17 protein-coding genes are annotated in these 20885 nt (G+C 62.3%); 5 read left to right on the top strand and 12 right to left on the bottom strand.

Annotation, left to right across the window (positions count from 1 at the left end):
• Positions 1-123: 123 nt before the first annotated feature.
• The 3 genes from KUV51_RS19785 to KUV51_RS19775 form a co-directional block, all read right to left on the bottom strand.
• A complete protein-coding gene (locus KUV51_RS19785; protein WP_222523184.1) occupies positions 124-987 on the bottom strand; it encodes a hypothetical protein in 864 nt (287 codons plus the stop codon).
• Between the two features lie 87 nt (positions 988-1074).
• Positions 1075-2031 (bottom strand): alpha/beta fold hydrolase, encoded by a 957-nt coding sequence (locus tag KUV51_RS19780; protein ID WP_222523183.1) that lies wholly within the window; start codon positions 2029-2031, stop codon positions 1075-1077.
• A gap of 136 nt (positions 2032-2167) precedes the next feature.
• Entirely contained in the window at positions 2168-2911 is a 744-nt protein-coding gene (locus KUV51_RS19775; protein WP_222523182.1) for a dienelactone hydrolase family protein, read from the bottom strand.
• 172 nt (positions 2912-3083) lie between these two features.
• Between KUV51_RS19775 and KUV51_RS19770 the strand changes: the two genes are divergently transcribed.
• Both KUV51_RS19770 and KUV51_RS19765 read left to right on the top strand, forming a co-directional pair.
• Complete coding sequence (locus tag KUV51_RS19770) at positions 3084-3794, top strand: helix-turn-helix domain-containing protein (protein WP_222523181.1); 711 nt, start codon at positions 3084-3086, stop codon at positions 3792-3794.
• 68 nt (positions 3795-3862) lie between these two features.
• Positions 3863-4627 (top strand): isocitrate lyase/phosphoenolpyruvate mutase family protein, encoded by a 765-nt coding sequence (locus KUV51_RS19765; protein ID WP_222523180.1) that lies wholly within the window; start codon positions 3863-3865, stop codon positions 4625-4627.
• 354 nt (positions 4628-4981) lie between these two features.
• Here the strand turns inward: KUV51_RS19765 and KUV51_RS19760 are convergent, their stop codons facing one another.
• On the bottom strand, positions 4982-5452 hold the full coding sequence (locus KUV51_RS19760; protein ID WP_222523179.1) for a tetratricopeptide repeat protein: 471 nt from the start codon (positions 5450-5452) through the stop codon (positions 4982-4984).
• On the opposite strand from KUV51_RS19760, the gene KUV51_RS19755 reads away from it, so the two are divergent.
• Positions 5381-6763 carry a cytochrome-c peroxidase gene (locus KUV51_RS19755; RefSeq protein ID WP_410001088.1) on the top strand — a complete coding sequence of 461 codons (1383 nt, stop codon included), beginning with the start codon at positions 5381-5383 and terminating at the stop codon, positions 6761-6763. The genes KUV51_RS19760 and KUV51_RS19755 overlap by 72 nt on opposite strands.
• Here KUV51_RS19755 and KUV51_RS19750 read toward each other — a convergent pair.
• The 3 genes from KUV51_RS19750 to KUV51_RS19740 all read right to left on the bottom strand — a co-directional run bounded on the left by KUV51_RS19750 (position 6760) and on the right by KUV51_RS19740 (position 10795).
• Positions 6760-7539, bottom strand: a complete 780-nt coding sequence (locus KUV51_RS19750; protein WP_222523178.1) for a carnitinyl-CoA dehydratase — start codon at positions 7537-7539, stop codon at positions 6760-6762. The genes KUV51_RS19755 and KUV51_RS19750 overlap by 4 nt on opposite strands.
• A 3-nt stretch (positions 7540-7542) precedes the next feature.
• The gene (locus tag KUV51_RS19745; RefSeq protein WP_315898853.1) at positions 7543-9531 is read right to left on the bottom strand and encodes an acetate--CoA ligase family protein; all 1989 of its coding nucleotides are present in this window, start codon (positions 9529-9531) and stop codon (positions 7543-7545) included.
• 103 nt (positions 9532-9634) lie between these two features.
• On the bottom strand, positions 9635-10795 hold the full coding sequence (locus KUV51_RS19740) for an acyl-CoA dehydrogenase family protein (RefSeq protein ID WP_222523176.1): 1161 nt from the start codon (positions 10793-10795) through the stop codon (positions 9635-9637).
• A 78-nt stretch (positions 10796-10873) separates the two neighbouring features.
• Between KUV51_RS19740 and KUV51_RS19735 the strand changes: the two genes are divergently transcribed.
• Positions 10874-11881 (top strand): GlxA family transcriptional regulator, encoded by a 1008-nt coding sequence (locus KUV51_RS19735; protein WP_222523175.1) that lies wholly within the window; start codon positions 10874-10876, stop codon positions 11879-11881.
• Here the strand turns inward: KUV51_RS19735 and KUV51_RS19730 are convergent.
• Positions 11812-14976: an efflux RND transporter permease subunit gene (locus KUV51_RS19730; protein WP_222523174.1), complete on the bottom strand. Its 3165-nt coding sequence runs from the start codon at positions 14974-14976 to the stop codon at positions 11812-11814. The genes KUV51_RS19735 and KUV51_RS19730 overlap by 70 nt on opposite strands.
• Position 14977: 1 nt before the next feature.
• Positions 14978-16102 (bottom strand): efflux RND transporter periplasmic adaptor subunit, encoded by a 1125-nt coding sequence (locus KUV51_RS19725; RefSeq protein WP_222523173.1) that lies wholly within the window; start codon positions 16100-16102, stop codon positions 14978-14980.
• Positions 16103-16350: 248 nt separating this feature from the next.
• Between KUV51_RS19725 and KUV51_RS19720 the strand changes: the two genes are divergently transcribed.
• Positions 16351-17913 (top strand): peroxidase family protein, encoded by a 1563-nt coding sequence (locus KUV51_RS19720; protein WP_222523172.1) that lies wholly within the window; start codon positions 16351-16353, stop codon positions 17911-17913.
• Here KUV51_RS19720 and KUV51_RS19715 read toward each other — a convergent pair.
• The 3 genes from KUV51_RS19715 to KUV51_RS19705 are packed head-to-tail and all read right to left on the bottom strand — an operon-like array spanning position 17876 to position 20837.
• On the bottom strand, positions 17876-18637 hold the full coding sequence (locus tag KUV51_RS19715) for an Asp/Glu racemase (protein ID WP_222523171.1): 762 nt from the start codon (positions 18635-18637) through the stop codon (positions 17876-17878). The genes KUV51_RS19720 and KUV51_RS19715 overlap by 38 nt on opposite strands.
• Positions 18634-19797, bottom strand: coding sequence for a M24 family metallopeptidase (locus KUV51_RS19710; RefSeq protein ID WP_222523170.1), 1164 nt, complete (start codon positions 19795-19797; stop codon positions 18634-18636). Before KUV51_RS19710 ends, KUV51_RS19715 begins: the two co-directional genes overlap by 4 nt.
• Complete coding sequence (locus KUV51_RS19705) at positions 19794-20837, bottom strand: pyridoxal-phosphate dependent enzyme (RefSeq protein WP_222523169.1); 1044 nt, start codon at positions 20835-20837, stop codon at positions 19794-19796. Before KUV51_RS19705 ends, KUV51_RS19710 begins: the two co-directional genes overlap by 4 nt.
• Between the last annotated feature and the right edge of the window lie 48 nt (positions 20838-20885).

The raw sequence follows: 20885 nt of genomic DNA, 5'->3' as shown, positions 1-20885 counted from the left end.
TCAGATTCTCACAACCCACCGCGGTGCGCCCTAAAACCCGTCGGCTGAAATCCGCCAATCTGCGCCCGGGCCTGAACAAAGCATCGGCGCTGCCGCAGCCATCGTCGCCCCGAGGACGCCGGGTCATTCTGACAACCCCGGTTCATCCGGAACCTGCTTGGCCGAACCTGCCACCGGGACTTCATATCGCAGCTCGAGGTCAGACCGCGCTCCGCCGAACTGCACAACCATATCCCACCATCCCCGCGCCTCCGTTTCGGTCCAGGAGGTTTCCGGGCTGCCCACCGGCATATGGGCCGAGATACAGGCAACGGGCTGACCGCCGGCATCAACCTGTAGTGCGACATGCGCCGGCACAGTCCGGGTGGTGACAGTCGAATACACGTATTCCCCGCCATCCATCACCTGACGCACCGTGCTATGCTCAAGTCGCGCGGTGATCCTGTCCGACACGTGCCGCTCCAACTCAAGCCGTGCGCGAAAATCGGAGCTGACGCGCGCCGGTCGCGTCTCAAGCACCAGTGTCACATGGCGCGACAGGCGCCATGCCAGCCAGGCGCGCCACGTGACGCGCCCGTAATACAGCGCCGCGCCAAGCGGGATCAGGCCCAGAAGGGTCCAGAGGTTTCCATCGACCCACCCCTCGCGCATCGCGGCCAATCCGGAGACGGCAAAGGACATCAGCACGACGGTCATCGCCAACAGGCCCCAGAACTCGGACGCGCCGCGCGAGGGCAGGACCTCCGACTGCCACCGGCGGTCCCACATCCACGGTTGATCCGGATGCGTGCGACGTGCCCTGATGCGAAACCGCTCGCTGCGATAGATCGAAAAACACACGGTCAGGATGCCGCCAAACAGCGGAACGAAGATGGCGAGGAACGGGATCGTCCACCAATCCACCCCCTGATGGATCAGCCCGGCAACCATGATCGCGACCAGGCACAGCGTCCCGGCGCTCACAGCGATATGTCCGTCAATCCGCATGTGTGTCTCTGGTGTCGGCGTCAAAGGCGCGGTTGGTCCCGGCCAATCCTGCTGCCGGAATGCGGTGTTTTCGGAGCATGCGCGCGGCTATTCAGCGGCATCCCCGCCCACATCGCGCAGAAACGCCTGATAGACCTCGGCCACCGTACGGGGTCGATCCAGCATCGGCACATGTCCGCATCCATCAAGCGTCACGAGGGTCGAGGCGGGCAGGGCCCGATGCAGCATCGCCGCGCCGCTCACGTGAAAGATGCGATCAGGGGCACACCAGATGACAAGCGACGGCATGGTCAGGGACGGCGCGAGCTCCAGCACCGTCGGCACATCGGATTGGTGATGCACCACGTCCCAGATGCGCGCATTGTGATCGCCTGTCGCCACCTCGTCCTGCATCCACATGGTCAGGATCGGCCCGGGCACATAGGGGATCTGCGGCGATAGCCAATCATTGCGCGCCACGAAATCAGCTTCGCTTTGCACCACCAGCGGCGTGTCTCCCCCGGCGCGCGCCACATCCATATCGCTTTGCACAGGGGTCGGAACGCCCAGCGGGCTGCCGACAAAGGCGATGCTCGACACGAGGTCCGGATGCGCCTCTGCCAGCAATGCCGACACATACGCGCCCATGGAATTGGCCCCGATATGGGCCTTCTCCACCTCAAGAGCCTGCAGGACGGCCCGCAAATTCTCGGCCTGACGGTCCAGCAAATAGGCGTCATCCGACAACCGCGCGTTGTCGCCGAACCCCGGCAAGTCGATGGCAACCACGTGGTAGGCATCCACAAGCGACCGGGCCAGCTCGACCCAATGCTCCTTGCGGGCATAGATGCCATGGATCAGGACAACGGTCTCGCCCGCACCCCCCTCAAGATAGTGAATGTCTCCGACATCGGTCGATACCGTACCTGCACTCAACCCCGCGGAGGCGGAATTCAGATGCAACAGCACCGCCGCCACGCGTGTCGGCACCAGAACCCAAGCGGCTGCCACGATCACCGCACACAGTATCAGGGCCAGAGCAAGCCCCGCAAACAGCCGTTTCATGATCGGTCCTTCCCGCCAGAGATGCCGCACTGGCCCGACAGAATGTCGCCGTGAGTGGTGTGCGCTTTCCGGCCATCATGCACGGGCCGATGCGTCCGGACTTGAAGGAACGTGCAAGACGGCCCGCCCGGCCTTGTCAAAGCCGCGCGTTCAGAAAGGTCAGCACGTCGGCATAGACCTCCGGGCTGGCCGTCTGGGTGGTCAACGTGGCATGGCCCTTGCCCGGCAGGTCGGGATAGCGATGAAGCGACGGGCCCAGCAGATCCTGCGCGGCCCGCATATGCGCCTCGCGGCTGATCCGATCCTTTTCGTACCGGTATGCCTTGGCACAGGGGATTGTTTTGCCGGTCTTGCCCGCCCGCACGCTGTCACGCTCGGCCTCGGACAGCCCCAGCGTCTCGATCTCACGAAAGAACGGCGCCGATGGCTGACAGGCAACGACGGCCTGCACCCGCGGATCGGCAATCCCGACAATGGCAAAACCACCCGTCATGCACATGCCGATGGTGCCGATCGCGGCGCCCGGGTTGTCCTCGGCCACCTTCTGCACAAGCTCCAGGATCCACGCCGCAATCGGCCGCGCACGGGATGGCCCGCTGGCGGCAAAAAGCGCGCGAAACTCCCGGCTCAGGCAGAATGCGGCACAGCCGAGCATCCCCATCTCCGTCCCCGGCGCCTTGAACAGCAGGGGCATGTAGACCTTGAACCCCTCGCCGGTCATGCGCGTGCAATAGTCGACGAAAGACGGCGACATGCCCGGCAACTCGTGCAGCACGACCAGCGGCCGATCTCCCGTCTTGCTGACATAGACGGGCAGGCTCAAGGCGGTGCCGACGCTGACAGGCGAATGAAAGGCGGACAGATCAACGGCTTGGCTCATGCGGAACACGTCATGGAACAGGGACAACCCGGCCACCCTTGCAGATTTACGCAAAGGTTTCACATGTTTCGCACCCGCAGCTTGAAGAAACGTGCAACTATTTCCCCAAACCCGGCCAGTGATCCGCCATTCTGGCCCCAGCCATTTCCATACAGGTCCGACGAAACCAACCGTGACACCCCCCAAACACTGCTTCCGCAACCACCTGTTCTCCTTCGATGCAGGCGAACTGGCCCTGCATGAAAACCTGATGACCTGCGTGATCGTAGGGCGACAAAGCCCCGTGCGCGTCTCGAACGATCAGGACGCAATCGACACGGCTGCCCTCTGCATCACACCCGGCGTGCCCCACCGCGTCCATGTCCGGGAGGGCGGCGCCGACGTGATCTACCTCGACGGCGTGCGCCTGCATGACCACAGCCCGGATTTTGCAGCCCTGCCGCCCGAGTGGCACGCGCTGCCGCAGGCGTTCCACAGCGACGACTCCGCCAGCATCGATCGGTTCCGCCGCCTGCTGGACACGACCACCACGCCCCCGGACCCGGCGGTGATGCAGATCGTCAGCCGTCTCTACGATGAACCCTTCGCGCGCCTGTCGCAACTGGACCTTGCGCAGGATCTGGGGCTCGAACGCACGCAGGCGCTGCGGCATTTCAAGGCCACGACAGGCCAGACCTTCCGCAAGTTCAAGATCTGGGCCGCCATCGTCTCTGCCGCCCGCATGGCACACAAGGGCGAACAGATCGGGCTGGCGGGTGTCGAAGCCGGGTTTGCGGACGCCGCGCACCTTGCCCGAACGGCTGGCACGGTGTTCGGCATCACTCCAACACGCGGCCTGTCGGGATTGACACGGATGCTGACACTGCCGGCCCCTGCGGCCTGACCCACTTGCCCCCGACCTGCACACAGGCAATGGTGCCGGCAGTCATCGCACAACAAAACGGGTGCCCCATGTCCCAAACAGACAAAGCCACAGCCTTCGCCGCTCTTCACGTTCCTGGAACGCCGGTGGTGATCTACAACATCTGGGACGCAGGCTCGGCCAAGGCGGTCGCCGGGGCAGGGGCCAAGGCCATCGCGACCGGCAGCTGGTCCGTGGCCGAAGCGCAGGGCTTTCCCGACGGTCAGAAGCTGCCGCTCGACGTCCTCTTGCCTATTGCCAAGCGCATCGTGGACAGCACGGACCTGCCGGTCTCCATCGACTTCGAAGGGGGCTATGCCACCGATCCAGAACCCTTGGCTGCAAACATCACGGCACTGATCGGCACCGGCGCCATCGGCCTGAATTTCGAGGATCAGATCGTGGGCGGCGAGGGCCTGCACGACATCGACACGCAAGCGGCCCGGATCAGGGCGGTGCGCGCAGCCGCGGACGCCGCGGGCGTTCCGCTTTTCATCAATGCCCGCACAGACCTGTTCCTCAAGGCCAAGCCCGACGCTCACGCCGACCAGATGGGCGAAACGCTCGACCGTGCCGCCGCCTATGCCGATGCAGGCGCAAGCGGCTTCTTCATTCCGGGCCTCACGGATCACGCAATGATCGAAAAGGTCTGCGCCAGCACCGCCTTGCCCGTCAACGTGATGATGCGCGGCGCGCTGGGCTCCATATCCGAAGTGGCATCCCTCGGCGTCGCCCGCGCCAGCTACGGCCCCGGCCCCTTCGCCAACGCGATGACACAAGCGGCCGAGGGTTACAAAGCAGCCGCCGCAAGCTGACGGCGATCCCGGCTCCTATCACCACGCCGCAACGCAAGCGGCGGGTGCGCACTGTCGGTAGGGCGGGGTTTCACCCCGCCATCCCCTAACCAAAAGTTACCGCCCGCCATCAAACCTTAACGCGGGCCAGAAATGAACGCTCCGTTAACGGCCATACGCAGAGCAAAATGCGCAGTTTCGGGGTCAAACTTCGCAGTTTCCCAAAAACAGCTCCAAAATGCCCTCGTCGGGACCACTGAAAATATGCAGTTTTCCCCGCAAAATATGCGTTTTACCTGAAATTAACCGCCGTACGCAGCGTTAACGCCACCGTACGGTGATCAGGCTTCCCAAGCTGAAAATCTGCTGCCAAACTCAGCGGAACGGATACATCCAGACCTTGTAATCAGCGACCAGAATATGCGCCCGATCAATCTCGTCCTTGGTCATTTTCTTGACCACCTCTTCCAGCGAAATCGCGGCGTCCGGGTCGCCTCCAATCGCGCTCAGAGTGTACCACATATAGGCGCGGACAAGGTCCGGCGCGGGCATTCCGCGCCCCACTTCATAGTACCATCCGACACCGGATTGCGCGCCCGGATGCCCCTTCATGGACGACCGCAAATACCATTCGAACGCCCTCTCATCATCCCGCTCGACGCCCAGGCCCAAAGCGTACATGACCCCAATCAATTCCTCGGCATCCGCATTGCCCGACCGGGCCGCGGGCCACAGCGCATCATAGGCCGCCTTGTACGCCCCGGCCTCCATCAGATCGCGGGCTTCCTCGATCTCGGCAAGCGCCGGAAACGCCATAAAAACAAGGGCTATCGCAAGTTTGCGCATATCATCCTCCTCGCCACGACACCTGCCTTTGCAGACGATCTGCCGCGTCCTCTCACCCCGGATGATTTCATCGCCGTCGACCCGGCGCAAGCCAAACTCGGGCAGCTTCTGTTCTACGATCGCATCCTCTCCGGCAACCGCAATATCGCCTGCTCCACGTGCCATCACCCCGACCTTGGAACCGCCGACGGACTGAGCCTCGGCATCGGCGAAGGCGGCGAAGGATTGGGCCCGCAGCGCACCGCTGGCACGGGCGACAACCGCATCCGCAAACGCATCCCCCGCAATGCACCCGGCCTGTGGAATCTGGGCGCCAAGGACCTGCACACCATCTTCCACGACGGCCGCCTCAGCGTCGCTAACACGTACGAGAACGGTTTCAACTCCCCGGCCGAGGAATGGCTGCCCGAGGGCTTGGATAACCTATTGGCCGCACAGGCAATTTTCCCACTGGTTGCCCAATTCGAAATGGCCGGAAATCCCAAGGAAAACGAGATCGCCGGCGCCATCCATCAGCGTATGGACCACGCCTGGCCCATCCTCGCTGACCGCATCCGCCACATCCCCGCCTATGCCGAAGGATTTGCCGCAGCCTACCCCCACATCTCACGCGCCAAAGACATCACGATCGCCGACATCGCCAACGCGCTGAGCGCCTTCATGATCTGGGAATGGACCAGCACGGACAGCCCGTTCGACGCCTTTCTCGCGGGCGACCAAAACGCCCTCAATACGCGGCAAAAACAAGGGCTTGACCTGTTCTACGGTAGGGCCAATTGCAGCACCTGCCACAGCGGCCCACTGATGACGGACCAGCAATTCCACGCCCTCGGCCTGCCGCCCTTCGGCCCCGGTCGCACCCGACGTTTCGACCCGATGGTTCGCGATGTGGGGCGCATGGGTGAAAGCGACGCGCTCGAGGATGCCTATGCCTTCAAGACACCCATGCTGCGGAATGTGGCCCTGACCGCACCCTACGGTCACAATGGCGCCTATCCCACGCTTGAAGGGATTGTGCGCCACCACCTCAACCCCTTGCAATCACTGGACAATTGGACGCGCGAAACAGCAGCGCTACCCGATGTCCCATGGCTTGCCGCTATCGACTTCATGGTGTGGCAGGACAGCCGTGAGATGGCGCGCCAGCGTGCGGCGGTGCAGCTTCAGCCGATAGCGCTCAGCGACACGGAAGTCGATGACATCATTGCGTTTTTGCACGCGCTCACGGGCGAGACAGCGAACACCGATAGGCTAGGCGTGCCCACGTCCGTGCCCAGCGGTCTGCCCGTCGATCCACGGATTTCGAACTAGCGCCCTTTCCAGACTGGGTCGCGCTTTTCCGCAAACGCGCGCGCCCCTTCCAATTGGTCCTCGGACCGATAGAGCGTCTCGACCGTCGGCAACTGGCTGTTGGTGATCCGATTCATCGCGTCCTGAAACTTGGAATCCTCTGCGTCCCGCACCACTTCCTTGATCGCCGCGTAAACCAGCGGCGGCCCCGACGCGATCAACCGCGCCAATTCCCACGCGCGATCCATAAGGCCTTGCGCTGAAACGATTTCATTGACCAACCCCCAGCGGTGCGCTTCCTCTGCATCGAACCATCGCCCGGTCAACAACAGCTCCATCGCGATGTGATAGGGGATGCGCTTCGGCAGCTTGATGCTGGCCGCATCCGCCACCGTACCTGACCGTATCTCCGGCAGGGCAAAGGTCGCGTGATCGGCGGCAAGGATCATGTCCGCGCTCAGCGCCAACTCCAGTCCACCGCCGCAAGCAATGCCATTCACCGCCGCAATCACCGGCTTGTTCAACCCACGCAATTCCTGCAACCCACCAAAGCCGCCGACGCCATAATCCCCGTCTACAGCATCACCATCGGCCGCCGCCTTCAGGTCCCAACCGGGCGAGAAAAACTTCTCTCCTGCCCCGGTCACGATCGCGACGCGCAGCTCAGGATCGTCACGAAACGCCATGAACGTCTCACCCATGATCCGGCTGGTGGCGAGGTCGATGGCATTGGCCTTGGGCCGGTCCAACGTGACTTCCAAAATTGCGCCCTCGCGCCTTGTTTTTATGGGACTCATGGCTCAGGCCTTTCGTATCAGCGCGTCGACAGCAACGGCGCGGGTGGGGGTGCAGATCAGCGGGTTCACTTCAACCTCGCTGACAGTGTCTGCATGGGCAAGGACGTAGTCCTGCATGGCAAGGACAGCCTTGACCACGGCTTGACGATTGGCAGAGGGCTTACCACGGTAGCCGTCCAGAAGTGGTGCGCAGCGCAGACGGTTCAGGGCCTCGTCCACATCCGCCGCGCGCACCGGCAGCAACAGATGTATCGTATCCTGCATCAGTTCGGTCAGCACGCCGCCCGCCCCGATGGTCAGGACAAAGCCATGCGCAGGATCGCGCAAGATGCCAACCAATAACTCGGTGACGCCATCTGTCACCATCTCCTCGACTAAAACTTCGGGCGTCCCGATGTCCTTTGCAATCGCGGTTATGTCGTGGGCGGCGATGTTCAGCCGCACGGCATTCGCTTCGGTCTTGTGCGCCAGGCCGATGCCCTTGACCGCAAACGGGCCGGTGAGCGTGTTTGTGTCGGGTGTGGCCTCGTCCGTTCTCACAGTGAAATTGCGCGGCACATCAATGCCATAGGTCGACAACTCGGTCTTTGCGTCTGCCTCCGTCATCACGATGTTCGGTTTGGCGATGCCGGGCAAGCAGATGGGGGATGGGTCGGGTGCACCGATCCGCTGGGCCGCGCCTATGGCTTCCAACGCCTCGCGCAAGCCGTAGAAGGGCACGACCCCGTGCTTTGCCAATTGCTTGGCTTTGTCCGCCGGCATCAACTCCGGCAGGGTTGCGACAACGCCGAAGGGCGCTTGTGACATCGCACGCGCCGCAATCGCTGCGTCCACGGTGCAAGCCCAGTCGGTTGCGTCTGTGGTGGGGTAGTCGACGATGGAGAGGGTCATGCCGATACCGTCGCCCGTCATCGCGGCCCAGGTCTGCGCCATACGATCCGCATCGCGCCAGATATAAGTATGATAATCCAACGGGTTGGCAAGTGCGACCATGGGGCCAAGCGCATCGCGCAGGGCGTCGGTCTGCCGTTCCGTCAAAGCGGGAAAGGTCAGGCCGCTGCCATGAGCCATATCCGCCATCAGGCTCGCCTCACCCCCCGAACAGCTGATGGAGGCGATTCCATTGCTGTGCAGGGGGCCGTTCAGATGGAGCAGTTTCAACGTTTCCAGAAGATCCGGCAAGGCGGTCACCCGCGCGATCCCGAGCCGGTCCAGAAAGGCCTGCGCCCCGGCGTCCGACCCGGCAAGAGATGCGGTGTGTGATATGGCTGCCTGCTGCGCCTGATCCGATGCACCGACCTTCAGAACCACGATTGGCACGCCGCGTGCATGGGCTGCTGCCGCGAGCCCTTCCCAATCCCGCAGGTTACCGAACCCCTCGACATGCAAGCCAATGGCGGTCACGCGCGGGTCATCAAGCAGTGCCATTGCAATGTCCGCCTGGCTGGTCTGCGCCATGTTTCCGCAGGTAACGGTGTATGCAATCGGCAGGGCGCGCTGCTGCATGGTCAGGTTGATCGCAATGTTCGAACTTTGGGTCAGGATCGCCACGCCACGATCCACCGGCGTGCATCCATGCTGATCCGGCCAGAGCAGGGACTGATCCAGGGCGTTTATGAAGCCGTAGCAGTTGGGCCCCAAAATGGGCATGTCACCCGCAACGCTGACCAGCTTCTCCTGCAAGCGCGCTGCGTCTGCGTCTTCGGCCTCCGCTTCGGAAAAACCCGAGGCAAAACAGACCGCACCGCCTGCGCCCATCCGGGACAGCGCGCTGGCGATCTCGACCGTTGCGGACCGGTTCACGCCGATGAATGCGGCATCCGGGGCGTGCGGCATGTCATCCACTGATGGAAACGCACCGTGGCCCGCGACCATCGCCTTGGTCGGATGCACGGGCCAGATGGCACCGTCAAACCCAAAGCGTTCCGCCTGCTCGATCACCGAGGTACACCATGCGCCGCCGCCGATGACCGCGATGGATTTGGGGCGCAACAGCCGCTGCAGTCCTTTCTTCTCTGGTTCAAAAAAATTCCGGGGAGCGCGAGGGGCTGGCCCCTCGCTTCGGTCGGATGGGCCTCGCCCATACGAAACCATTTCAGGCACCCAAGGGCCGCAACAGGTCGCGGCTGATGATGTGGCGCTGAATTTCGCTGGTGCCGTCCCAGATGCGTTCAACCCGTGCATCCCGCCAGAACCGTTCGATCGGAAAGTCGTCCATCAACCCCATGCCGCCATAGATCTGCAGGGTCGTGTCCGTGACCCGTGCCAAGGCTTCGGAAGCATAGAGTTTCGCCGACGCAATCTCCCGGTTCGACGGCAGGCCCTGATCCAAACGCCACGCGGCGGCCAGTGTCAGCCAGTCGGCGGCGTCAATCTCAGTGATCATGTCGGCGATCTGAAAGCCGACGCCCTGGAACTTGCCAATGGGCTGGCCGAACTGCTTGCGTTCGGCGGCGTAGTTGAGCGCGTAGTCAAAGCACCGCCGCGCGCGCCCAACGGAGAAGGCGGCGACGGTCAGGCGGGTTGCATACAGCCACTCGTTCATCACGGCAAAGCCGCCATCGACATCGCCCAGCACTTGCGCGTCTGGCAGGCGGCAATCGTCGAAGTAGAGGATGCAGTTCTTGTACCCTTTGTGGCTGACCGAATTGTAGCCGTCCCGCACGTCGAAGCCTGGCGTGCCCCGATCGACTAGAAAGGTCGTGATCCGTTTCTTCGGACCCTTTGGCGTGTCATCGACGCCTGTGGCGATGAAGACGATGAAGAAGTCGGCGTGCTCTGCGCCCGAGATAAAATGCTTCGACCCGTTGATGACCCAGTCGCCGCCGTCCCGCACAGCCGTGCATTTCATGCCGCGTACGTCCGACCCGGCATCGGGTTCGGTCATGGCGAGCGCATCCATCTTCTCGCCCCGCACGGCGGGCAGCAGGTATCGTTCGCGCTGTTCATCGTTGCAAGCCATGAGGATATTCTGTGGACGGCCGAAGAAATGGGTCAGCGCCATCGACCCGCGTCCCAACTCACGCTCGACCAAGGTGAAATCAAGATGGCTCAGGCCCGCGCCCCCGACCTCTTCGGGGAAGTTGCAGGCGTAAAAGCCCATGTCGATGACCTTGCGCTTGATCTCTTCGCCCAGCTCATGGGGCACCTGGCCCGTGCGCTCGACCTCGGCTTCATGGGGGTAGATCTCGTTCTCGACAAAGCTGCGCACGGTCGAAACGATCATCTCCTGTTCTTCGCTCAGGCCAAATTGCATGTCCGTACACCTCCTCGTGTCGTTTTCCGATGTGAAGGTGGCTTGATCGGGGATGCTGTGCAGAACTAGATGTTGATCATGCAGAGTTGGCCAAAAATCCACGACGCAATGCAGCATGTGGACATCATGCTGTTTGATCAGTTTTCCAATCATTGCCTCGCCAATTTTGTTGAGCCCTTGCGTGCCGCGAACGGTTTTTTGCAACAACAGCATTACAACTGGCGCTTTGTGACGCTCGATGGCGCGCCGGTTCAAAGCTCAAGTGGCTTGCAGATTGCGCCTGATGTGGCGCTCGCCGAGGCGGATGGCAGTGCGCTGATGGTTATGCCGTCCTACGGTATTCGCGGGCTGGATCGGACAGATGTCGTGCGCGCAATCAAACGGGCGTCGCAGGGCAGGCGTCTGGTCGGCGGGTTCGACACGGGTGCGTGGCTGCTGGCACGGGCGGGGTTGCTGGACGGGTATCAAGCGACAATTCACTGGGATGTGCTTGACGCTTTTGCCGAGGCATTTCCGGAGACCGACACGCTGCGCGCGCGCCATGTGATCGACCGAGATCGGGTCACCTGTTCGGGTGCGATGGCCGCATTCGATCTGGTGACAGAGCTTATCGCCTCTGCCCATGGGGCTGGTGTCGCGCTAGACGTGACTCAGATGTTCATGTCGCGCGATGCAGTGCCAGCACTGCGAACGCCGAAGGCGGGGCGCACCGTGACCCGTGCGGTGGCGCTGATGCAGGATCACGTCGAAACCCCGCTTCCGATCCCCGAACTGGCCAGACGGGTGGGGTGCACCCAGAAGACGCTGGAACAGCGGATGAAGACCGCCCTGCGCGCAAGCCCATCCGCCATTTACCGCAGGCAGCGCTTGAACGCGGCGCGGCGGCTGGTGTTGGATAGCGACTTGCCTGTCTCGGAAATCGCCGGTCGCTGTGGGTACGACAATGCCAGCGCGCTGACACGCGCGTTCCGGCAAGCCTTTGGCCAAAGCCCCAGCGCGTTGCGCCGGGGCGAGGATCAGGTTGGTTTCGGTGCCGTCTCGCCCTCGGCTGATCGCATCGGGAATATGCGACGCAAGGCGACGTAGAACACGGGCGTAAAGAACAGCCCCAGGAACGTCACCCCTGACATGCCAAAAAAGACCGCGGTGCCAAGCGCTTGCCGCATTTCCGCGCCCGGGCCGGTTGCGATCATCAGTGGCACGACGCCCAGGATAAAGGCAAAGGCCGTCATCAGGATCGGGCGCAGGCGCAGCCTGCAGGCGTCCACGGCAGCCGCGGCTGGGGTCAAACCCCTTTCTTCCTGCGCCTGTTTGGCAAACTCCACGATCAGGATCGCGTTCTTTGCGGATAGTCCGACCAGTACGATCAGACCGACCTGGGTCAGAATGTTGTTGTCCATTCCGCGCAGCATCACGCCGGACAGCGCCGACAAAACGGCCAGCGGCACCACGAGGATGATGGCCAGCGGCAGGACCCAGCTTTCGTAGAGTGCAGCGAGGAACAGGAACGCAAAGAGCACCGAGAAGGCAAAGATGTAGGTTGCAGTGTTGCCCTGGTTGCGCTCCTGAAGAGCCAGTTCGGTCCATTCGTAGTTCACGCCCGGGGGCATCAGCTGTTCGGCCAGCTCCTCCATCGCGATGAGGGCGTCGCCGGTGGACACGCCCGGTGCGGCGTTGCCCTGAATAGGCACCGACACAAGCTGGTTATAGCGCTGGACGAGGGCCGGACCGGCGGTGTCGACAACAGACACCAACGTGCCCAGCGGAACCAACTCACCCGTTGCGGTGCGCACGCGCAGGGTCCGGATGTCTTCTTCTTCAAGCCGGAACTGCTGGTCGGCTTGCGCCCGTACCTGGAACAGACGGCCAAAGGCGTTGAAATCGTTGACGTAGGCCGAGCCCAGGTTGATCGACAAGGTCTCGAAAATCTCGCCAATCGGCACGTTCAGCATCTGTGCGCGGACCCGGTCGATCTCAAGGAAGATTTGCGGCGAACTGGCCGAGAAGGTGGTGAACACGCCGATAACCTTGTCCGACTGCTGCGACGCGCCCATGATGGCATAGGCGGTGTTCAACACCCGCGTCATGTCGGCGCTTTCGGTATCCTGCAATTGCAACTTGAAGCCGCCGCCAGTGCCGACACCGCTCACGGCCGGTGGGGCGATGGCGATGATGAACGCCTCGCGGATGGCCTGCATCCGTCCAAAAATCTGCCCGACGATGGCATCGGCACCCAACCCGCTTTCAAGACGCTCTTCGAACGGTGCGAAGGTGGTAAAGATGACGCCCTGGTTGCTTGCATTGGTGAATGTCGCACCGGAAAATCCTGCAAAAGCCACGGCATTCGTGACACCGGGAGTATCAAGCGCGATCTCCGTTGCTTGCTTCATGACCGCATCGGTTCGATCCAGGGACGCCCCTTCGGGCAGTTGCACCACCACGATGGCGTAACCCTGGTCGGCATCCGGAATGAAACCCGTCGGCACCTGTTCATTGACCCACCAAGCGGTACCCATGAGGGCGATGAAAGCCAGGAAAACGACCGCGATCATGCCCCAGGTTCCCACCAGAATACGCACGAGAGCGGTGTAGCCCCACGTCATCGCATCAAAACCGCGGTTGAAGCCGCGTGCAAAGAAATCGGCAACAGGCGCCAGCGGATTGCGCGATGGTTTGGCGTCATGCGGTTTCAATAGAACAGCGGCGAGGGCAGGTGACAGGCTCAGGGAGTTGATACTTGAAATCACCGTGGCCACGGCAATTGTAACGGCGAATTGTTTGTAGAACTGTCCGGTGATCCCCGGCACGAGGGCTGCGGGGACGAAGACCGCGATCAACACCAGCGACGTGCCGATGATGGCACTTTGTACCTCGTCCATGGTGCGCGCCGATGCCTCACGCGGGGACAGGCCGTCCTGGATGTTCCGTTCCACATTTTCGACCACGACAATCGCGTCATCGACCACGATCCCGATGGCGAGGATCAGGCCAAAGAGCGTCAACAGGTTCAGCGTGTAGCCCAGGGCCAGCATGACAGCGAAAGTCCCGATGAGAGACACTGGGACGGCCAACAAAGGGATGATGGCCGTGCGCCAGCTTTGCAGGAACACAAGGATCACGATGACCACCAGCAGCACCGCTTCGAACAGCGTGGTGTAGACGGCGTCGATGGACGCGCTGATGAATTCGGTCGGGTTGTAAACAACGCGGTATTCGAGGCCGGTTGGAAAGTCTTCGGCCAGGTCGTCCATGGTCGCGCGGATCTCGGCTGCGGTGGCGAGCGCATTCGAACCCGGCCGCTGGAACACGCCCAGTGCGACGGCAGGTTTGTTGTCGAGATAGGAATTGGTCACGTAAGATCGGGCGCCGATTTCGATGCGCGCCACGTCGCGCACGCGCACCACGCGTCCATCATCGGATGCCTTGACGATCACGCGGCCGAATTCACGCGGGTCTTCCAGCCGCCCCTGGGTGGTGATGGACACTTGGAATGCGTTGTCGGCCGCGTTGGGTGGCGCGCCAAGCGAACCGCCAGAGACCTGCACGTTTTGCTCACGCAGGGCATTTACCACGTCGCCTGCAGTCAGGCCGAGCGAGGTCAGCTTGTCCGGGTCCAGCCAAACCCGTGCTGAAAATTCGCGTTCACCAAAGATCAGCAGATTGCCCACGCCGTCGATCCGGACAAGCCGGTCACGGACCCGCGCACGGGCGTAGTTGGACACGTAAAGCTGGTCGAAGCTTTCGTCCGGCGACAGCATGTGCACGACCATCATCAGGTCGGGCGAGGATTTGGTGGTCGTGACACCCAGCGCGCGCACCTCTTGCGGCAAACGCGGTTCGGCAATGGCGACACGGTTCTGCACCAACACCTGTGCGGTATCCAGATCGGTGCCCAACTCGAAGGTGATGGTCAGGCTCATCGACCCGTCGGCGGTCGAATACGAGGACAGGTACAACATGCCCTCGATCCCGTTGATTTCCTGTTCCAGCGGCGTCGCAACGGTGTTGGCAATCGTTTCCGCATCGGCGCCGGGATAGCTGGCCTGCACGACAATCGAAGGGGGCGCGATCTCGGGATACTGTTCGATGGGCAGCTGGAAATACGAGATCATCCCGACGATGGTCATCAGGACCGAGACCACGATGGCAAAGATCGGGCGGGTGACGAAAAAGCGACCCATCCTAGTTTTCCGCGATCAGCGGCAGGTCAACCCTATCGGGCTTCACGGTCGAGCCGGGCCGGGCAGTGACCAATCCGTCGATCACGATGATTTCGCTGCCATCCATGCCGTCCCGGATCACGCGGTAACCGTCAATGCGCGGACCCGGGCGCACGGGCAGGGGCGTTACAACGCCGTCCTCGCCCACGGTCATCACGAGCCTTCGGTTCTGATCAGCGACGATGGCGCGATCCGGAACCAGAATGCCCTCATAGGGCAGCGAACCCGGCACGTTCACGCGGCCAAACAGTCCCGGCGTCAACAGCTCATCGGGGTTGGGCAGCACCGCGCGCACGCGCATCGTACCGGTGGCCGCATCGATGCGGTTCTCGGAAAAGTCGAGATAGCCTGTCTGCGGTGGGATGCGCGTATCGGACAGCGTCACCTTGACCTCGAGCGCGCCGCCGCCCTCTTGCAATGCGCTGCCGCGGGCGCGCGCGTCGCGGGCATAGGCCAGGAAGTAACGCTCATCGATGTCGAAGAAGAAATAGATGGGGTCGTTGGATACGATGCTCGTCAACTCTGTCTGGTTGGCCGAGACAAGGTTGCCGGGGTCAATCAGCGACTGGTCGATGCGCCCGGACATGGGCGCGCGAATTTCCGAAAATTCCACGTCCAACTCCGCCAGTTCGACGGCTGCACGCGCTTGTTCCAACGCGCCTTGCGCCGCCAGATACGCCTCGCGACGCTCGTCCAGAACACTTTGGGGGATGGTGCCATTACCGATCAGGGCCTGGGCGCGCTCCAGTTGTTCTTCGGCGAAGTCATATGTCGCCGTCGCCACGTCGATCTGTGCGCGGGCCTGGCGCAGCGCGGTGTTGAATTGGCGTTGGTCAATGGTGAACAGAAGTTGCCCCTGTTCGACCAGCGCGCCGTCCTGAAAATGCACTTCCTCCAGATACCCGGACACGCGCGACCGGACCATCACTTCGGATTGTGCCTCGAACCTTCCGACGAATTCGTCGTCTTCAACGATGGTTTTCACGACTGGGCTGGCGACTTTCACGGTCGGTGGTCCCTGCTGGGCAGAGGCGGAAGGGCCAAGATGTGCCAACAAAAGAAAAGCCAGAAACGCAAAATACTTCATGGAAACAGTCCTGTTTTGAAGGCGGGCATTTGAACAATAACGCACCTAGGATGTATCGGGCACGGGTCCAGACGTCTTTAAGCCTGTCAGGGTGAGGGGCCGCTGCGCCGATACCCTGACAAACCGAGAGTGGCTATGTCGATCGGGACATTTGGCGCTAAACCTTTCAGAAATTCAACTTTTCCTAGCATCAACGCCCATTTTGGAGGATTATTGCCTCATTCGTACCGTTAATTTTTGAGCATTTTATGACCATTCTCCCATATCCCGTTCAGCGGGCCCTGTTTTCCGTGATTGAAGCGATCCCGCCTGCCGCAGCCCTTGCCAACAGATGGGCGATCAACCGTGTCGTGAACCGCGCACGGCCCCGCCCGCATCCTTTGAGTACGGAGCGGCCCTATGTGTGGTGGGGTGGTCTGACGGACCGGCGTTGGAGCAGCAGGCACCTGCCGCCCCGCCCGCGCGACACCGCGCCGGCCCCTGACGCGCTGGCCGACCTGTTCCGCCGCAAGGATGGCAAGCAGCGCATGTGTCCCAAGTCGACCTGTCTGTTTCCAGCCTTTGCCCAGTACCTCACCGATGGTTTCATCCGCACCGAGTCCGAAGATCTGGTGCCGGATGGAGAAGACCCCGCGCACCGCCTGAAGCGCAACACGTCAAACCACGAGATTGACCTTTGCCCGCTTTATGGACGGACGCGGGAACAAACGCTTGCGCTGCGCCACCGGTCGGAAAAGGCCGGTGAAAAGGGACGGCTTGCCTCGCAGATGATCAATGGCGAAGAATATGCGCCGTTTCTCTACACCGATGGCAAGGTGGATCCGCGGTTCCAGGTTCTGGACCCGCCCCTGGGCCAAAGCACGCTGGACGACACGCGCCGGGCCACCATCTTTGCCTTTGGCGGAGACCGGGCGAACTCAGTTCCGCAGGTGGCGATGCTGAACACGCTGTTTTTGCGCGAACACAATCGCTTGGCGGCCGAGATCGAGGTGGAGCATCCCGATTGGGACGATGCCCGCGTGTTCGAGACCGCCCGCAACAGCATGATCGTGATGTTCATCAAGATCGTGGTCGAGGATTACATCAACCACATCTCGCCTTTGCCGTTCACGCTACGTGCCGACCCGTCCGTAGCGTGGAATGCGCCGTGGAACAAGCCCAACTGGATCACCACGGAATTCAGTCTGCTCTACCGTTGGCACGCGCTGATTCCCGACGCGCTCAAATGGGGTGGTGAGGCGCGTCCGGTTGCATCGACCTTCATGAACAACGCACTTCTGATGGACGGCGGGCTGCTGTCGGCGTTTGAAGGGATCAGCGCCACCCAGGCGGCTGAACTTGGTCCGTGCAATACGGCAGAGCCGCTTTTGCATATCGAGGTGGCCTCGATCCAACAGGACCGCGACTGTGCTCTGGCCAGCTTTTCCGACTATTGCGACTACATGAGCCAGCGCCGCCCCGCGAATTTCGAGGCGATTTCGTCTGATCCGGATGTGGCTGGGATGTTGCGCGATTTGTATGACGGCCCGCGAGACGTGGATTTCCACGTGGGCCTTTTCTGCGAAGACCGCGTGCCGAACAGCCCGTTGCCGAACCTGGTGCTGAAATTCGTCGCGCTTGATGCCTTCAGTCAGGCGCTGACCAATCCGCTTTTGTCGCGGCATGTGTTCAAGCGTTCGACGTTTTCCGGTCCCGGCTGGCGCGCCATCAACCGCACGCAGACGCTGCGGGATGTCGTTGATCGGAATGTCGAGGGTGGGGCAGGCGACACCTTTATCGGGATGACGCGGCCCGAGTGGCGGCCTGAATAGCAAGGCGGAAGGGCAGGCCGGGGTCGAGGGGTTCACCGGCCAGCTGCGCCATATGCCACGCGAGAACGAGGTTGCTGGACAGAACGGGAATGCCTCGCGCGGCTTCGATCGCCGGGATGGCGTCAAGCGTGCGCAGGTTTGTGCAGGACAGAAACAATGCATCCACCTGAGCGTCGCGCCCCAGGCTCTCGGCCGCAGCGATGACGGAACGCGAGGAAATCCTCACCACGCGCTCTTCAACAGGTTCGTCAAAGCCGGCGAAGGCCACGACGTCGATTCCTGATGCCGCCAACACGGACCGCAGCCGATCCGACACACTGGCGATATAGGGGCTCAGCAGCCCAAGTCGGGAGATGCCAAGATGCCTGCACGCTGCGATCAGCGCTGTCACCGGATCAGTGACATGGGGCGTTGAGACGCCGTCCCGCACCAGTTCTCTGATCCGATCCGCGCCGATCTCTGCCGTGCCGGAGGTGCAGGCATACGCGACGCAGGCCATGTCAGCACCACGCGGCAAAAGGTGTGCGGCATCGGTCAGGTGCGCAGCCATGTCCTGCAATGTAGCGGGCGTCACAGATGTGCCGGACGGCACACGGCTGACCATGCATTCGACATTGTCCGGCAACAGCCGCCGCATGTCCTGTTCGATTGTCTCATCCGCCTGCAACACGATCAGCCCGAGTTGTGTCGTGCGATGCGGATCAAGGTCGTAGGGCACGCTCATGTCAGTACCCGGATCTCGCTGCCTTGCGGTGTGGAGAGCCATTCCGCGCCCGTCTCACGTATCACTATGTTCTCTTCGTGGACCATGATCTTGCCATCCGCCAGAGTGACGGACGGTTCAAGCGTCAGGACCATACCGGGCACCAACTCGGTCTGGTCAGCCGGAATGATCGATGGCCATTCAGTCAGTTGCATGCCCAGACCGTGCCCAAGGCGCCCGGCATCCATTGTATTCCCGTCAGGATTGGCGACAGCGTTCATGGCGTGGAACAGATCCGCGATCACAGCGCCGGGCCGCGCGGCGGCGAAACCAGCCTCGGTTGCGTCGATCAGCCGGGCATGGGCGCTTTGGACCTCAGCGGCGGGCGCGCCGATGCTGAAATTCCGGTCGAAATCGCAGAAGTATCCGTCATGCATCAACCCGGTGTCGAGCATCAAAACATGTCCGGTTTCCAATGGCGCATCTGTCGCCGGTGAAATGACGTCCCCATAACCGCGATGGTCCGCAGCCCCGGCCAGGTACGGGACCCAATCCGCGCCTTCGTCCAGGCACGATGCCTGAAACCGGCGGAACACCGTGCTCAGCGGCGTGCCGGTCTGCGCAATCTCTGTTACCCTGTCAAATGCGCGGTCGGCGATGCCCGCGGCTATGCGGATCTTCGCAATCTCGGCGTCCGATTTGATCAAACGCAGCCGCCTTGTGATCTGCGCGTCTGACGCCAGCTTGCGCGGCGCAAGCGCGCTTTCCAGCGCCAACAGATCAGCGCGGGGCATCCGGACGTGGCTTTCCATCCCATCGGCCAGCCCGATCACGCCGCCCATCAGTGTCACCTCGCGCAGGGTGTCTGACAAAAGCCCCACGCCATCGTCGGAGTAGTCCGGCGCCTGCCAAGTCCGTAAATCTGTGATCCACGTCTGCCTCATCAGATGCGCCCCGATGGAGGGGATGACGGCAATCGGTTGTCCGGTCGCAGGCAAAACCACGTACCATGGCCGCGTCGGGCTTTCCCAAAAGCGCGTGAGAAATCCCGTGTAGTAGCGGATCTCCGGCTCAGTCGTCAGCAGCAGGGCAGACAGGCCCGCCTCGGCCATCAAGGCCTGTGCATTTCGGGTTCGCCTTTCGAACTCCGCCTCAGGGAACCCCCGTGCAGGCGCAGTCATAGCTGCGCCTCTTCGCTCAGGATCAGCAGCACGCGGGAGGTCGCATCCAAAGCCAACGCTTCACGGCAGGCGTCGCTATGCAACAAAGCGGCCAATCCTGCCACGCCTGACGGGGTGGAAGGCAAGCCGACTTGCGCGGCCACGGTGCTGCCTTCAGCACCCTCGGCTTCCGAGATCAGGACAAAATCGGTGGCATCGCGGGCGAGCCCCTTGAGCGCGATCAGCGAGGGCTCCTTGCAATCCAGACGGCCCATGTCGGAACTGGGCCCTTCGGTCACTTGCGGCGCGCCTGCCTGAACTGAGGCATAGATGGCCGGCGCCACCTCGGGCTCCACCACAATGATCCGCGGCTCATCTTCCCAAGCGTCACGTGCCACTGCGGCGCAAGCTGCGGCCAGACCACCCACGCCAGCCTGCAAAAAGATGTGCGTCGGGGCGTCCATAGCTTCGACCACTTCCTGCATCAGTACAGTGTAGCCCTCCATCAGCCGATGCGGCGCGGCGGTGTAGCCGGGCCAGGAACTGTCCGAAAGCAGCGCCCAGCCATTCACATCTGCTGCACGCGCCGCCTCTGCCATGCTGTCCTCGTAGACCGCACCATGACGGCGCACATCGGCTCCGAAGCTGCGTAGCCGGTCGGCGAAGGTCTCCGGAACCGTTTCCGCAAGATAGATCACCGCCTGTGCGCCAAAGGCCTGTGCCCCCGCTGCGACCGACAGACCATGGTTGCCCGCGCTCGCTGTCACATAGGTTCGGCCCTCGGTTTCTCCGGCTGCAGCGTCGCAAGCAATGACATAGGCCGCCCCGAGCGCCTTGAAACTGCCCAGGCCCATGCGCGCCCGTTCGTCCTTGATCGTCACCTCGGCGACACCGACCATCTTGGCAAGGTCCGGCGATTGCACCAAAGGGGTTGCGGCGGCTGCGGGGCAGCGGGTCAACAGCGCCATCGGAGCGTCTGCATTGGTGCTGGGCCAGGGAATGTCCGCCAAATCGTCGATGACGGCCTGGCTGTGCATGTCGGTGCGGGAAAGGTGCTTCATGCCCAAGGGCTAGCAGGTCGTGCGGCATCGCCCCAATGGAATCGCGAC

Source organism: Tateyamaria omphalii, from assembly GCF_019802125.1.
Classification (GTDB): Bacteria; Pseudomonadota; Alphaproteobacteria; order Rhodobacterales; family Rhodobacteraceae; genus Tateyamaria; species Tateyamaria omphalii_B.
Note: the sequence above shows the minus strand (reverse complement) of the source record. Positions and strands in the feature narration are given on the sequence as shown.